General features: G+C 71.2%; 13 protein-coding genes. 10 read left to right on the top strand and 3 right to left on the bottom strand.

The window, feature by feature from the left end; translation table 11 throughout:
- Positions 1–13 precede the first annotated feature (13 nt).
- The 4 genes from OG485_RS11595 to OG485_RS11580 all read left to right on the top strand — a co-directional run bounded on the left by OG485_RS11595 (position 14) and on the right by OG485_RS11580 (position 3,592).
- On the top strand, positions 14–553 hold the full coding sequence (locus OG485_RS11595; protein WP_328668005.1) for a hypothetical protein: 540 nt from the start codon (positions 14–16) through the stop codon (positions 551–553).
- 6 nt (positions 554–559) lie between these two features.
- Positions 560–1,840 (top strand): ABC transporter substrate-binding protein, encoded by a 1,281-nt coding sequence (locus OG485_RS11590; RefSeq protein ID WP_328668004.1) that lies wholly within the window; start codon positions 560–562, stop codon positions 1,838–1,840.
- A 75-nt stretch (positions 1,841–1,915) separates the two neighbouring features.
- Complete coding sequence (locus OG485_RS11585; protein WP_443048684.1) at positions 1,916–2,932, top strand: helix-turn-helix transcriptional regulator; 1,017 nt, start codon at positions 1,916–1,918, stop codon at positions 2,930–2,932.
- A gap of 444 nt (positions 2,933–3,376) precedes the next feature.
- A complete protein-coding gene (locus OG485_RS11580) occupies positions 3,377–3,592 on the top strand; it encodes a proteinase inhibitor I78 (RefSeq protein WP_328454085.1) in 216 nt (71 codons plus the stop codon).
- 174 nt (positions 3,593–3,766) lie between these two features.
- On the opposite strand, the gene OG485_RS11575 is transcribed toward OG485_RS11580, so the two are convergent.
- Both OG485_RS11575 and OG485_RS11570 read right to left on the bottom strand, forming a co-directional pair.
- Positions 3,767–4,813 carry a phosphatase PAP2 family protein gene (locus tag OG485_RS11575; RefSeq protein WP_328668001.1) on the bottom strand — a complete coding sequence of 349 codons (1,047 nt, stop codon included), beginning with the start codon at positions 4,811–4,813 and terminating at the stop codon, positions 3,767–3,769.
- Between the two features lie 251 nt (positions 4,814–5,064).
- The gene (locus OG485_RS11570) at positions 5,065–6,216 is read right to left on the bottom strand and encodes a mannosyltransferase family protein (protein WP_328674322.1); all 1,152 of its coding nucleotides are present in this window, start codon (positions 6,214–6,216) and stop codon (positions 5,065–5,067) included.
- Between the two features lie 283 nt (positions 6,217–6,499).
- Between OG485_RS11570 and OG485_RS11565 the strand changes: the two genes are divergently transcribed.
- Together OG485_RS11565 and OG485_RS11560 are read left to right on the top strand one after the other, a co-directional pair.
- Positions 6,500–8,188: an MFS transporter gene (locus OG485_RS11565; RefSeq protein WP_328667998.1), complete on the top strand. Its 1,689-nt coding sequence runs from the start codon at positions 6,500–6,502 to the stop codon at positions 8,186–8,188.
- A 225-nt stretch (positions 8,189–8,413) separates the two neighbouring features.
- Positions 8,414–9,604, top strand: a complete 1,191-nt coding sequence (locus OG485_RS11560) for an acyl-CoA dehydrogenase family protein (RefSeq protein WP_328667996.1) — start codon at positions 8,414–8,416, stop codon at positions 9,602–9,604.
- 51 nt (positions 9,605–9,655) lie between these two features.
- Here the strand turns inward: OG485_RS11560 and OG485_RS11555 are convergent, their stop codons facing one another.
- Positions 9,656–10,093 carry a cell division protein SepF gene (locus OG485_RS11555; protein ID WP_328667994.1) on the bottom strand — a complete coding sequence of 146 codons (438 nt, stop codon included), beginning with the start codon at positions 10,091–10,093 and terminating at the stop codon, positions 9,656–9,658.
- Positions 10,094–10,382: 289 nt separating this feature from the next.
- Between OG485_RS11555 and OG485_RS11550 the strand changes: the two genes are divergently transcribed.
- The 4 genes from OG485_RS11550 to OG485_RS11535 all read left to right on the top strand — a co-directional run bounded on the left by OG485_RS11550 (position 10,383) and on the right by OG485_RS11535 (position 14,909).
- The gene (locus OG485_RS11550) at positions 10,383–11,651 is read left to right on the top strand and encodes a DUF5685 family protein (RefSeq protein ID WP_328667992.1); all 1,269 of its coding nucleotides are present in this window, start codon (positions 10,383–10,385) and stop codon (positions 11,649–11,651) included.
- A gap of 225 nt (positions 11,652–11,876) precedes the next feature.
- Positions 11,877–12,659, top strand: coding sequence for a DUF1684 domain-containing protein (locus OG485_RS11545; RefSeq protein WP_328667990.1), 783 nt, complete (start codon positions 11,877–11,879; stop codon positions 12,657–12,659).
- A 262-nt stretch (positions 12,660–12,921) separates the two neighbouring features.
- Positions 12,922–13,821, top strand: coding sequence for a S1 family peptidase (locus OG485_RS11540; protein ID WP_326788668.1), 900 nt, complete (start codon positions 12,922–12,924; stop codon positions 13,819–13,821).
- 224 nt (positions 13,822–14,045) lie between these two features.
- Complete coding sequence (locus tag OG485_RS11535; protein ID WP_328674319.1) at positions 14,046–14,909, top strand: slipin family protein; 864 nt, start codon at positions 14,046–14,048, stop codon at positions 14,907–14,909.
- Positions 14,910–15,159 lie beyond the last annotated feature (250 nt).

Below are 15,159 nucleotides of genomic sequence, written 5' to 3'. Positions count from 1 at the left end.
GGTGGTGAGCCAGATGGTTCTCGGGAGCGACCTCAGGCGGGGGAACGCCGGGGGAGTGGCGGTGGCGGCGGTACTCGCCCTCGCAGCGGCCCTCACGGCGTGCAGCGACGACAGCGGCAGCGGAGGTTCCGCCTCGCCCACACCCCCGGCGGAACAGTCCACCGGCGTGCCGTCCGCCACGGCTCCGGCCGACCCGGCGGCGGCCCAGCAGGAGATCAGGCAGAACTGGGAGAAGTTCTTCGACCCGGCCGTCTCCGCGAAGGAGAAGCAGGCCGTCCTGCAGAACGGCGACCAGATGGCCCCGCTGCTTCAGGGCTTCAACGGCGACCAGCGCGGTCAGCAGGTGAAGGCCGATGTGGAGAAGATCGAGTTCACCTCGCCGACCGAGGCGGACGTGACCTACACGCTGACCCTGAACGGCGCCACCGCCCTGCCGAACGCCTCCGGGACGGCCGTCGAGCAGAACGGCACCTGGAAGGTCTCCGTCAAGACGCTCTGCGCGCTGGTGCAGCTGAGCGGCAACGGGTCGTCGAGTCCCGTCCCGGGCTGCTGATCAGCGGTGCGGCGCACAGCGACGGGCGCCGCCGTCGCGGGCCTGCTGCTCCTGCTCGGCACGGCCTGCGGCAGCCGGCTCCCCGAGAGCGACTTCGAGAACCGCGCCACGCCCACGCCCCGGGAATCCGCCGAGCCGATCCGCGTCGGCATCATCAGCAGCGCCACCAGCCCCGTCGGCGCCTCCGCGTTCACCGGACCGCGTGACGGGGCGAAGGCCTGGTTCGACCGGCTCGACGCCCGGGGCGGCATCGGCGGACGGCCCATCGAGGTGCGGCTGTGCGACGACGGCGGCAGCGGCGTCGGCAACAGCGCCTGCGTGCGCCGGCTGATCGACCAGGACAAGGTCGTCGCCCTCGTCGCCACGACCGCCTTCGACTACGCGGGCGCCTCCCAGGTGTCCCGCGCGGGCGTGCCCGACATCGGCGGCCAGCCCATCGGCGCCGCGTACGACACCTATCCGCACCTGTACGGGATCTACGGCAGCCTCGCGCCGCGCGACGGCACGCCCGGCTGGAACGGCGAGCTCTACGGCGGCACAGAGGTCTACCGCTACTTCAAGCGCGTCCACGGCGCCCGTACGGCCGCCGTCGTCTCCTACAACCAGTCCGCCTCCGCCGCCTACGCCCGGCTGGTCACCCAGGGACTCAGGGCCGAGGGCTACCGGGTCGTCACCGAACAGGTCGACTTCGCGCTGCCCGACTTCCGGGCCGCCGCGGCCGACCTGAAGGCGCAGGGCGCCGACCTCGTCTTCGACGCCGTCGACACCCACGGCAACGCCCAGCTGTGCAAGGCCATGGACGATGTCGGCGCCCACGTCACCGCCAAGGTGACCAACGTCCAGAACTGGACGTCCACCGTGCCCGAGGACTACAAGGACGCTCCGCGCTGCCGCAACGCGCTGTGGGCCACGGGGTCGAGCCGGAACTACGAGGACGCGGGCGACGCCGCCGTACGGGCGTTCCGCGACGCGACCAAGGCCCTGCCGACCCGTTCCCAGTGGCAGCTCGAGGGCTGGGCGGCGGCACGGTGGTTCACGGACGCGGCGAAGTCCTGCGTCCGGACGGGCATCACCCGGGCGTGCGTCGACGCGTTCATGAACCGGGGCACGCCCTACACCGCGGGCGGGCTGCTGCTCCCCGTCACCTACGAGCGCCTGGCCGAGCCGCCCGGAACGCGTCGGACCTGCCTCTCGGTGGCCCGCTGGCGCGACGGCAGGGGCTGGGTCACCCAGGGCGACATGAACACGAACTGCTTCGACGTACCGCAGATCGCCTACCGGCCCTGAAGAACGTCCCAGTGCCAAGAACCTCCCAGCGCTTGCGGACAGTATCTGTCCGCAAGCGCTGGGAGACTCGGCGGCATGTTGGAGACATCCGCACGACTGCTGCGCCTGCTCTCACTGCTCCAGGCCCACCGCGAGTGGTCGGGCGCGGATCTCGCCGGGCGGCTGGGCGTCACCGCGCGCACCGTCCGCCGTGACGTGGAGCGGCTGCGCGAGCTGGGCTATCCCGTCAACGCCAGCCCGGGTACGGGCGGCGGTTACCAGCTCGGCGCCGGGGCCGAGCTGCCGCCGCTGCTCCTGGACGACGACGAGGCCGTCGCGGTGGCCGTAGGGCTGCGTACGGCGGCCGGGCAGGGCATCGAGGGCATCGGCGAGTCCTCCGTCCGAGCGCTCGCCAAGCTGGAACAGGTCCTGCCGAGCCGGCTGCGGCGCAGGGTCGGCGCGCTGAACGCCTTCACCGTGCCGATGCTGCGCGCTCCGGGGACCTCCGCCGTCGACCCCGCCGTCCTCACCGAACTGGCCAACGCCTGCCGTGACAGCGAGCGGCTGCGCTTCGAGTACCGCGATCACGGGGGCTCCTCGACGCGCCGTACCGTCGAGCCGTACCGGCTGGTGTGCACCGAGCACCGCTGGTACCTGGTCGCCTGGGACGTCGACCGAGACGACTGGCGTACGTTCCGGGCCGACCGCATCACGCCCCGGCCGCCGCACGGACCGCGCTTCACGCCCCGGACGCCACCGGCCGAGAATCTGGCCGAGTACGTCTCCAAGGGCGTCTCCACCGGCGCCTACGCCACGAACGCCGTCGTCCGGCTGCTGGTGCCGCTGGAGCAGGCCGCCGCGCGGATCTCACCCTCGGCCGGGACCCTGGAGGCCTCGGGGAAGGACAGCTGCCTCCTGCGCACCGGGGCGCCGAGCCTCGATGTCATGGTCATCCACGTGATGCTGATGGGCTTCGAGTTCGAGATCCTGGAGCCCGCCGAACTCGGCGACGCGATCAGGACGGCCCGGGACCGGTTGTCCCGGGCACTGGAGAGGCCCGGACCGGTGGTCCCGGGCGCTGGAGAGACAGGGCCCCGGGAAGCCGGTGCCTGAGCGGCCGGTGCCTGAGCGGCCAGGGCCTGAGAAGCCGGGTCCCGAGGGGGTGCCGGTCACGGTCCGGGTGCCGTGGCGGAAGTCCCGGGTGCCGGCCGGGGAACGTGCGGGGGTTCTGTGATCGAAGCGTGTATTTCCTATGCGGCGTCAGCTTCCGCGGCGCGTGCCGCAATCGGAGCGGACCGGATAGGGAAATCCGCCGCCGAGCACGCGCCGACCCCCCCGCTCCGCCCATTTCGCCGGGCTATTCGGGACGCCCGGACGACGACTCCGAATTACGTTCGAAGGCGTGCGGAACACCGAAGGAACCCCACATACGGGGGATCGAGTTCGGCGAAACACGTGTCGTGATCCTGTGACAGAAGTGTGACCGGCGGGGGACAGGTGACGCTTCGTCGCCGATCGGGCTTCCACCACCGGGGCGTGCCGCCTAACGTGGCGGTCATGGCACCCATTCCCCCCTCTCACGCAGAGCCGCAGGACAGTCCGGAGAGCTATGTCGGGATGGAGGTGAGCAGTGCGCGGGAGCGTGCGCAGGAGCACGGCTGGCCGACGGTCCGCACGTTGCCCCACGGCGCGATCATCACCATGGAGTACCTGGTGGGGCGGCTCAACTTCGAGGTCACGGACGGCACGGTGACGCGCTGCTGGAAGGGGTGAGCGCCCCGCCCCGGCGGACCGCGGCCCCTTCGGCCGGCGGCGTGCCGAGCGCGGCTGAGCGCCGCGCCACGACGTGCGAAGGCCCCCGGCTCGACGAGCCGGGGGCCTTCGCCGTGCGGGGAGAGGCTTGTGCGTACCGGGCCCCGCAGTTCTCAGCCGCCCGTCAACGGGTGCTCAGCCGCCCGTCAGCGGGCGGGCCGTCGCGGCGGCCGCGCGCGCCGGACGGTCCGGGTGGGGCGGGCGGTCCGGGTGCGCCGGACGGCGACTGCCCGCCGGTGTCACCGGGGTGCGTTCCGAGCGGGCGGTGTGCGGGCCCGGCGCCAGGTGAGCGGGGGATCTGGGCGGACGGGAGGCGACGGCCCCACGGGCCGGCATCTCGCTGTCCACCGCGACGGCCTGCGGGGACAGGACCGGTGCGGGGACCGGAGAGGGGGCCGGCGCGGGCACGGTACGGCCGCGACGGGTGCGGGTGCGCCACAGATCGCGAAGCGCGAAGATCCCGGCCTCGGAGCGCGCGATGAGCGGCTCGCACCAGGGCAGCGCCAGCAGGATCAGCAGACCCGCGGCCCAGCCCAGCAGGACATCGCTCAGCCAGTGCGTACCCAGGTAGACGGTGGTGAGGCCGACGCCCAGCGAGGTCACGGCGGACAGCGCCGAGAGCCAGCGTCTGGCTCTCGGGGTCGACGCCAGATAGGCCAGGATTCCCCAGGTCACGACGGCGTTGGCGGTGTGGCCCGACGGAAATATATCGCCGCCCAGACCCATCTCGTTCGAGCCGATGGTGATGGCGTAGTGCGGGCCGAGACGGCCCATGCCGAGCTTCGCCGCGCCGACCGTGATGTTGAGCAGCAGCAGGGAGGCGCCCAGGGTGAGCAGCGGGCGCAGTGTGTGCTGGCGCCAGGAGCGCCAGCCCAGCCACGCGGCGACCATCACCGCGGTGGGGCCGCGCTGGCCGAGCACCACGTAGTAGTCGAGGAACGCGTGGATCTCAGGCCACTGCTGGTAGGGCCGGAAGAACATGACCTGCCAGTCGAACCGGACCAGCCACGACGTGATCGCAACGGCCCACACGATCGCCAGGTAGAAGGCCAGGGTCGCCGCGAAGAGGACAACCCTGTGCCGACTCATCTTCGGCACATCGATGTGGGCCGGTCGTTCCGGCTCACGGTCCAGCCGGGCGAAGACCCGGTCCAGACGGGTGAGGTTTCGTTCGGTACGCACTCAATCGACGTTACAGCGAGTGAGCTGCGTTCCAGGCCGATTCACTCGGTTTGTGATGACGATGTGATGTGGGATTCCTCTCAGGATCATGTTTATTTCCAATGAATCGCTAATCCCGTGACCATGGAGCCTTCAATTCCATTGGTCTCCGAGGGTCTTCGATTTTATGGCACTTTTATATTCGTTCACCGGGTGATGGTGTGGAATTCGCCGCCCGCTCACCGGTCCCGGGCGGGGTGCCGCCGGGCGGGTCAGGGAGGTCCTGAGCCGTTCAGCCAGAAGGCCCCGTACGCCGCCGAGGCCACCGCGACGCCCCCGACGACCAGTGCCGACCTGGAGGTACGCAGCCTCGCCAGGGCCATGGCGAGAGGGAACAGGAGCGGGAAGGCGGGGAGCAGCAGGCGCGGCTTCGAGCCGAAGTAGCTCGACGCGCACAGGGCGAGCGCGACGACGATCCCCGTGTAGACCAGGAGGGCCGGCGGCTGCCCCTGGCGTACGCATGTCACGTAGAGCCACAGGACGAGCACGACTCCGGCGATCAGGGCGGCACCGGCCAGGGCGGACGGGAACGAGGTGAACTTCTCGGCCACGAAGCGCCCGAAGGCGTAACCGCCGTCGAAGCCGTTGCGCCACCCCGCCTGGACGTCGAGATAGCCGAGCGGGCCCCTGCCCGTGCGCCGCCCCACCCACAGCACGTAGCCGGCGGCGCCGAGCGGCGCGATGATCATGGCGAGGGCGCGCCGCCACGGACGCGCGCCGTCCGTCCGCGACATGCTTCCGCCGCGCCGGTGCTCTCCCACGAACGAGCTAATCGCCGCCACCCACAGGGCCGCGACCACCGCGACCCCCACCGGCCGGGTCAGGCCGGCGAACGCGGCGAGCAGTCCCGCGGTCGCCCAGCGGCCGGTCAGCACCGCGTACAGCGACCACGCGGCGAGCGCGGTGAACAGTGACTCGCTGTACGCCATCGACTGCACGATGCCGACGGGCAGGACCGCCCACACCAGCGCAGCGCACACCCCGGCCCGCCGGCCGTGGACGTGGTCGGCGACCGCGAAGATCCCCCAGGCCGCGGCGAGCGAGGCCACCGCGGCGACCAGCAGCCCGGCGTCCGCGTACGACAGCGGGGCCACCGCGTGGACGATCCGCTCCAGCCAGGGCAGCAGCGGGAAGAACGCGAGATTCGCGTGCACGTCACCGTTCGGGAGGCGGACCTCGTAGCCGTAGCCGAGCTCGGCGACCCTCGTGTACCAGAGCGAGTCCCAGCGCTCCGACAGCAGCCGGTGGGCGCTCCCGCCGCTCGCCGCGCTCCACACGGCGAGCGTGACGAGGCCCAGGGCGCGCACCGCCGCGTAACCGAGGAGCGCGGGTGCGGCTCGGCGCAGGGCGCTCCCGCGGGGCATCACGGCGGGACTCTCCGGATCGGTCACGGGCTCGATTATCGGCGGACCGCGGAACCGGCAGGCCGTACGGGGTGTGACGACGTGCGGGCGGCGTGGCGTACGCCACACACCCGGCCGGCGAACGTGAGAGGTCCGCCACGTGTCACGGGCGAGAACTCGCGTACGCTGACGGCTCACTCGCCTTTGTTGCGTGGGCCCGGGACTCCGCTCTCCGGGCCGCAGCCCCAGGGAGTCCCCACCCTGCGGATCCGCAGAACGCGAGGGAATCTCTGGAGGTACGTACATGTCCGGGACGACCACGGCCGCTGCGCGATGCCGTCGGGAGGCCGGAGCCGGTGCCAACCGCTGGGTCGTCCTCGTCGTCCTGTGCGTCAGCCTGCTGCTCGTCGCCCTCGACGCCACCGTTCTCCATGTCGCGGTGCCCGCCGTCACCGAGGACCTGAAGCCCGGCGCGATAGAACTGCTCTGGATCGTCGACATCTATCCGCTCGTCTGCGCCTCGCTCCTCATCCTCTTCGGCACGCTCGGTGACCGGATCGGCCGACGACGGGTCCTGCTCCTCGGTTACGCGCTCTTCGGAGTCGCCTCCGGCATCGCGGCCTTCTCCGGTAACGCGCAGCTTCTGATAGGCGCCCGCGCCCTGCTCGGCATCGGCGGCGCCATGATCATGCCCGCCACGCTGTCGATCCTGCGCGAGGTCTTCCCCGACCGGCGCGAACGGGCGCTCGCGATCGGCATCTGGAGCGCCGTCGCCGCCGTCGGCGCGGCGGTCGGACCGCTCCTCGGCGGCTTCCTCCTCGAACACTTCTGGTGGGGATCGGTCTTCCTCGTCAACATCCCGCTGATGATCATCAGCCTGCCGGTCGGACGGCTGCTGCTGCCCGAGTCCCACGGCGACCGCGACGGTCCCTGGGACGTCGTCGGGGCGCTCATGGCCGCCGCCGGCCTGTTCGGACTCGTCCTCGGCGTGAAGCGCCTCGGCGGCGGCGAGGCACCCTTCAGCCCCTTCACCCTCGTACCGCTGCTCGTCGGCGCCGTACTGATGGCCGCCTTCGTACGGCGGCAGCGGCGGCGCGCGCATCCCCTGGTCGACCTGCGCATGTTCGCGCGTCCCGCCTTCAGCACGTCGGTGGGGTGCATCGTCCTCGCCATGCTCGCCCTGGTGGGCCTGGAACTGATCGCCGCCCAGTACCTCCAGCTCGTGCTCGGTCTGTCGCCGCTCCAGACCGGGCTGCGGCTGCTGCCGCTCACCATCGCGGCGATGGCCGCCGGTCTGGCCGGGGCGAAGCTGCTGCGCAGGTTCGGGCCGCGCGCGATGGTCTCCTTCGGGTTCTGTCTCACCGCGGCGGCCGTCGTCACGCTCACCGCGATGGGCGGGAACGACAACGCCGCGCTGCTGCTCTTCGGCTTCGTGCTGCTGGGCTTCGGCCTGGAGACCACGCTCTTCGGGGCGTACGAGTCCATGCTCAGTGAGGCGCCGCAGGCGCAGTCGGGCGGCGCCGCGGCGATCGGTGAGACCTCGTACCAGCTCGGCGCGGGGATAGGGATCGCGCTGCTGGGGAGCGTGATGAACGCGGCGTACACGCCCGGACTGTCGTCCGTCCCCGGGGTCCGGGCGGCCGATTCGGCGGCGGCGGGACACTCGCTGGGCGAGGCGTACCAGGTCGCCGACCGGCTCGGCGGCGCGTCCGGCGGTGCCCTGCGGCAGGCCGCCCGGGACTCCTTCGTGCACGGACTGCATGTGACCCTGCTGGTGAGCGCCGGCCTGTTGCTGCTCGGCGCCGTGATGGCGCTGCGGCTGCCGCGGGTCATGGAGTGCGGCACCGCCGCGGTTGCGGCTCCCGCCTCGGACGTCGTCGCCGTCCCGGCCTCCGCGCCGGGCCCCGCCGGTATCCCGGTGGCGCCGGGCCCGACCGGTATTCCGGTTCCCCGTGACGCCGCAGGGACCGCCGAGAGCCGCGTCTCCGCTTAGGTTCCCCGGTCCGCTCCTGGGCAGGGCCTCCGGCTCGCGAGCCGGTGCCGCACCCGCGAGCCGGAAGCCCGGGTCGCCCCGCGTCGCCCACTGGGCGGGCCGGCCGGGCGCCGGGCTCCCGGGTGCTGCGAGCCAGTGCCCTGGACTTGCGGGACACTGCGTCGTAACGTCGGGCCGAGATCCTTAACTAGCGGTGCTAGTTGTCACCCTGCCGGAGGCTGTCGTATGTCCGCGTCCTCGAAGCTGCCGCCCTTCGACCCCGCCGACCCGCTCGGGATCGACGACCTGCTGGACGCGGAGGAGCTGGCCGTCCGCGACACCGTGCGGAGCTGGGCCGCGGACCGCGTGCTGCCGTACGTCGCCGACTGGTACGAGAAGGGCGATCTGCCCGGTATCCGGGAACTGGCGCGGGAGCTGGGCGGGATCGGCGCCCTCGGGATGTCGCTGCAGGGGTACGGGTGCGCGGGCGCCAGCGCCGTGCAGTACGGCCTCGCCTGTCTGGAGCTCGAAGCGGCCGACTCCGGGATCCGCTCGCTCGTCTCGGTCCAGGGTTCCCTGGCCATGTACGCCATCCACCGGTTCGGCAGCGAGGAGCAGAAGCGGGCCTGGCTGCCGGGCATGGCCTCCGGCGAGATCATCGGATGCTTCGGACTGACCGAGCCCGATCATGGCTCCGACCCCGGTTCCATGCGGACGCACGCCAAGCGCGACGGCGGGGACTGGGTCCTGAACGGGCGCAAGATGTGGATCACCAACGGTTCCGTCGCCGGTGTCGCCGTCGTCTGGGCGCAGACCGAGGACGGCATCCGCGGATTCGTCGTGCCCACCGACGCGCCCGGCTTCTCCGCCCCCGAGATCAAGCACAAGTGGTCCCTGCGGGCGAGCGTGACCAGCGAACTCGTCCTCGACGACGTGCGGCTGCCGGCCGACGCCGTCCTGCCCGACGTTGTCGGACTCAAGGGCCCGCTCGGCTGCCTCTCGCACGCGCGGTACGGGATCGTGTGGGGCGCGATGGGCGCGGCGCGCTCCAGTTTCGAGTCCGCACTCGCGTACGCGAGGACGCGTGAGCAGTTCGGGCGCCCCATCGGCGGTTTCCAGCTCACCCAGGCCAAACTCGCCGACATGGCCGTCGAACTGCACAAGGGGATCCTGCTCGCCCATCACCTGGGCCGCCGCATGGACGCGGGACGGCTCCGCCCCGAGCAGATCAGTTTCGGCAAGCTCAACAACGTACGCGAGGCCATCGAGATCTGCCGTACCTCGCGCACGATCCTCGGTGCCAACGGGATCTCGCTCGAATATCCCGTGATGCGGCACGCCACGAACCTGGAGTCGGTGCTCACCTACGAGGGCACCGTCGAGATGCATCAGCTCGTGCTGGGCAAGGCGCTCACCGGGCTCGACGCCTTCCGGTGACGGTCCCGCGTGTGAAGCACCGGCCGGGCAGGGCCGGTGAGCGGCCCTGCCTCAGCTCTGGTTGAAGAAGCCGTCGGTCTGACGGCCCGCGGCGTCGCCGCTGACGATCTCCGTGTGCGCCGGGGTCAGCAGGAAGACCCGGGTCGCCACCCGCTCGATGGTGCCGTGCAGGCCGAAGGTCAGGCCGGCCGCGAAGTCCACCACGCGCTTGGCGTCGGCGGCCTCCATGGACGTGAGGTTGATGATGACCGGGACGCCGTCCCGGAAGAGTTCGCCGATACCGCGTGCGTCCCGGAAGCTGTCCGGGGTGACCGTGCCGATCCGGCGGCCCTTCTCCTCCGCCGTCTCGGAAGCAACCTTCACGCGAGGGTCGGTGACCCAGGCGTCGCCGGAGTCCTGACCCTCGGCGTAGTCGTCGTCGTAGTAACGCTCGTCATCGTTGTCGTCGACGAGGCCAAGCCAGGCACTCGCCTTGCGCACCGATCCCATGGACGCCTCCTCTCACAGCGGTCTTTCGTGCTTCCGCATCCCCATGGTCGTCCATGATGCGGATGTCGCGCCAAGTGGATAGACGCCGCGTGGGGGTTTCGTGACGGTACTGGTGCACAGCGAATCCGTCGAGAGCCCGCGCCCCCCAAGGGTCGTACGGGGTAAGGCTGCTGACTGAGAGTGAAATATGATTTCTCGCGGCGACCGGGTGACGGGCGGTGCGTACGGGTGAACGGGAGGGTCGATACGATGCCCGACCTCAATGTCGTACAGGTCACGGGGGAGTGTCGTGTTCGGAATCGTGAGGCCCTGCAGCCACCGTCTCGGTGAGGGGCTCAAGACGCAGTGGATGGCGCATCTGTGCGGGCTCTGTCTCGCGCTGCGCGGGGACCATGGTCAGTTCGCGCGGGTGGTCACCAACTATGACGGCCTGCTGGTATCGGTTCTGACGGAGGCTCAGGCCGAGCGGGCCACGGGATGGCGGCGCACGGCGGGCCCCTGTCCGCTGCGCGGCATGCGGACCGCCTCCGTCGCGCAGGGCGAGGGCGCGCGGCTCGCCGCCGCCGTCTCCCTGGTCCTCGCCTCGGCGAAGGTCCGCGACCATGTCGCCGACGGGGACGGGCTCCTGGCGCGCAAGCCGGTCGCGCTGGCCGCGCGCCGGGTGGCCGCGAGCTGGGGCAGGGCCGGGGCGCGAACGGGAACCGCCGTCGGCTTCGACACGGCCGTGCTCGTCGACGCGGTGGACCGGCAGGTCGGGATCGAGGCGCTGGCCGGGCCCGGAACACCGCTGCTGACCGTCACCGAACCCACCGAGACCGCCACCGCCGCAGCCTTCGCCTACACCGCCGTCCTCGCGGGCCGCCCCGGCAACGCCGCTCCGCTGGCCGAGGCCGGGCGGCTCTTCGGACGGCTCGCTCATCTGCTGGACGCCGTGGAGGACAGGGAAACCGACGCCGCGTCAGGAGCCTGGAACCCCCTCTCCGCCACCGGGACCTCGCTCACCGAGGCCCGCAGGCTCGCCGACGACGCCCTGCACGGGATACGGCTCGCGCTGCGCGAGGCCGAGTTCACCGACGGCAGACTGGCGCATGTGCTGCTCGCCCACGAACTGGGCCGCTCGGTGGACCGCGCGTTCGGGACGTCGGGGTGCGGGCACGCGGGGGACGGAGCACACGGACCGCACGGCGCCCTCGGCTCTCCCGGGTCCGGCCGTCTCCTCGACGCGCCGGGATCCGCCGTCCTGCTCGGCCCCGAGGGCTCCTTCGGGCCGCCCCGGCACGGCGGGAATCCGTACACCGGTGGGGGCGACCCCTTCGGCGGCGGCCCTTCCGTCCAGCCACCCAACCCCGGCAAGCGCGGATTCTGGGCCGGCTGCGCGGCCGCCGTCGGACTGTGCTGCACCTGCAAGATGTGCTGCGCCGACCAGTACGAGGGTCCGTGGTCGCGCAAGAAGCGCGAAGGGTGTCTGAACGACTGCGACTGCGACTGCGGTTGCTGCGAGGCGTGCAAGTGCTGCGAATGCTGTGAGTGCTGCTCGTGCTGTGACTGCGGGTTGTGACGGGCGGAAAGGCGTACGGGGGCGGTGCCGCCGACGGCTTCGCCCTCGTGCCCCCGCGATGCCCTGCGGACCAGAGGAGTCCGTGGACCGGGTGATGCCGCCGCTCCAGGACCGCGGATCGTTCCGCACCGAATAGCCAATAGCCGAATAACCCGAATGAACGGGCCTCACGTCGCCGCCCGCACCTCGACCTGGCCGAGCCGCTCGTGTGGAAGGGTTGATCACATGACGACGGACGCACCCGAGGACTGGAAGCACTGGCAGGAGCACCGCGTGGCGACGGTTTCGGCGCCGTACGGACCGCTCGCGCTCACCGGGACCCACTGGATCGAGAACTATCCGGAAGGGCGACTTCCGGACATCCCCGGGCGTTGGGCCGTCAAGGGCGGCCAAGTGACCCTGACGGCGGCCGCCGAGGACGGGCTCACGGTCGACGGCGAGCCCTTCACCGGCGACATCGCGCTGGACGCCGACTACGGACCGGCCGGCGGAGCCCGGGTCGGGCGCGGGGAGCGGCGGTTCGTCGTCCTGGCGCGCGAGGGGACGTGGGGCGTACGCGACTACGACCCCGACGCGCCCGGCCGGAAAGCCTTCGCCGGCATCGAGGCGACCCCGTACGACGGGCGCTGGGCGGTGCCCGGACAGTTCACCCCGTACGGCGAGGGCCGTACCGTGCGCGTCGAGAACGCCGACGGGGTGACCCGCGGGCTCGCCCTCGGCGGAGTCCTCGCCTTCACCCTGGACGGGCAGGACCTCACCCTCCAGGTGTCGGTCGAGAGCGACGGCACGCTGTGGGCCGTCTTCGCCGACACCACCAGCGGGGACAGCAGTTACCGCTTCCGGTTCCTGCGCCCCGCGGCGCCCGACGCCGAGGGGCGTACGACGGTGGACTTCAACCGGACCGTGCTTCCGCCGTGCGCGTTCGCCGACCATTTCGTCTGCCCGTTCCCGCCGCCCGGAAATACGCTGCGCGTGGCCGTCGCCGCGGGGGAGCGCCGATTGGCCTGAGGTCCCCGGGACTCCTGAAAACGCGCGGGAAATCCTGCGCCTTCAGTGGTCCGATGATCAACCTCCGGTGGATGAGGGCAAGTTGAACGCTGCACGGCCGAAAGGCGCCCTTGCGTCTGTCGGCCGCACAGCCGAATACTCCCCCTCAGCGCTTGTCAGGGGCATGGCTTGTTCGGAATCCGGACGGGCGGCTCCCGGCTGCGCCTCACGGGCCCCGACCCCACGACACGGGACCCCTTACTTCCCTTCGGAGGAATGAAACGTGAGGATCAAGCGCACCACCCCCCGCAGTGGCATCGCGAGACGGAGCCGGCTGATCGCCGTGACCACCGGACTCGTCGCCGCCGCAGCGTTCGCGGTCCCCAGCGCGAACGCGTCCGACGCCCAGACGTTCAGCGCCACCCAGCTGAGCAGTGCCAAGCAGTCGGTACTCAAGTCCGACATCGCGGGCACCGCTTGGGCGGTCGACGCCAAGACGAACCGTGTGGTCGTCACCGTCGACAGCACGGTCTCGAAGGCGGAGATCGCGAAGATCAAGCAGGAAGCGGGCGGCAACGCGGCCGCGCTCACCATCAAGCACACCCCGGGCACCTTCAAGAAGCTGATCACCGGCGGCGACGCCATCTACGGCGGCGGCTACCGCTGCTCGCTCGGCTTCAACGTGCACAGCGGGAGCACCTACTACTTCCTGACCGCCGGCCACTGCGGTGAGGTCGCCTCCACCTGGTACTCCAACTCGGGCCAGACCACGAAGCTGGGCACGAACGTCAGCTACAGCTTCCCGACCAACGACTTCGCGCTGGTCAAGTACACCAGCACCACGGTCGCGCACCCGAGCGCGGTCGGCAGCCAGACGATCAGCAGCGCGGCCACGCCCAGCGTGGGCACGACGGTCTACCGGCGCGGCTCGACCACCGGTACGCACAGCGGCCGGGTCACCGCACTGAACGCCACGGTCAACTACGGCAGTGGTGACGTCGTCTACGGCATGATCCAGACCACGGTCTGCGCCGAGGGCGGAGACAGCGGCGGTCCGCTGTACGGCGGCAGCGTGGCCTACGGTCTGACCTCCGGAGGCAGCGGAAACTGCACCTCCGGCGGTACGACCTTCTTCCAGCCGGTCACCGAGGCGCTCAGCTACTACGGCGTGAGCGTCGGCTGACCCGTCCGGTCGCGCGACGGACCGGCCGTTCGTCGACTCCTCGACCCACAGGGCCGGCACCCCCCACGGGACACCGCGCGACCGGACCCACGGCAGGCGGACCAACCGGCGAGCCCCCGCACGCAACCGACGTGCGGGGGCTCGCCCTTGCTCCGGTGACGGGTCTACCTTCGAAGCGCGCGCTCCGTACGCCCGGTGCGCCACGTCGGACCCTGGGGGCCGTGATGGTCGAGGAACTGGTGGTGGCGGGAGTCTCCGTCGTGTCCGTGGGGCTGGTCTACACGATGGCCGCCGCCCGCGTCGTCAAACAGTACGAACGGGGCGTGGTGCTGCGGCTCGGCAAGCTGCGCTCCGAGGTCCGCGGCCCCGGCTTCACCATGGTCGTGCCGTTCGTGGACCGGCTGCGCAAGGTCAACATGCAGATCGTGACCCTGCCCATCCCGGCCCAGGAGGGCATCACCCGGGACAACGTCACGGTCCGCGTGGACGCGGTCGTCTACTTCCGGGTGGTGGACGCGGCGAACGCGATCATCCAGGTCGAGGACTACCGCTTCGCGGTCTCCCAGATGGCACAGACCTCCCTCCGGTCGATCATCGGCAAGAGCGACCTGGACGACCTGCTCTCCAACCGCGAAAAGCTCAACCAGGGGCTGGAGTTGATGATCGACAGCCCGGCGATCGGCTGGGGCGTGCAGATCGACCGGGTCGAGATCAAGGACGTGTCGCTGCCCGAGACGATGAAACGGTCCATGGCCCGCCAGGCCGAGGCCGACCGCGAGCGCAGGGCCCGGATCATCAACGCGGACGCGGAACTTCAGGCATCCAAGAAGCTGGCGCAGGCCGCCGAGGTGATGTCGGAACAGCCGGCCGCGCTCCAACTGCGGCTGCTCCAGACGGTGGTGGCCGTCGCGGCCGAGAAGAACTCCACCCTCGTCCTGCCCTTCCCGGTCGAACTGCTGCGCTTCCTGGAACGGGCCCAGTCGGGACAGCCGCCGGCGGTGGCGCAGCCGCAGCCGGACTCGGGGCCGGAGCGGACGCCGGGTGCGTCACCCGTGGTGGAGCGGCAGCCCGGGACCGGGCCCGAGTAGTCCGCCGGGTGGCGGAGCGACCGGTGCGGAAGCAACCGCCTTGCGGGAGAGCCTTCCTGGATCCGCCCCACGCGAGGGCGATATCAAGACAGGGCCGGATCTCGTGAGCCGTGCGGTGCGACGCGTGTCTCCGTGTTTGCTGTGCGAATCCACGGGGCGTGACCACGCACAGTCAGGACGTAGAAGCGGTACGGCTGTTGTCGTACAGGCGTCCTGAAGTCGACCTTGTGTGTTCCCTGTGCGTCTCGGA

This window comes from Streptomyces sp. NBC_00328 (assembly GCF_036139655.1).
Classification (GTDB): Bacteria; Actinomycetota; Actinomycetes; order Streptomycetales; family Streptomycetaceae; genus Streptomyces.
The sequence above is the reverse complement of the archived record's forward strand: the minus strand, read 5'-3'. Positions and strand labels throughout refer to the sequence as shown.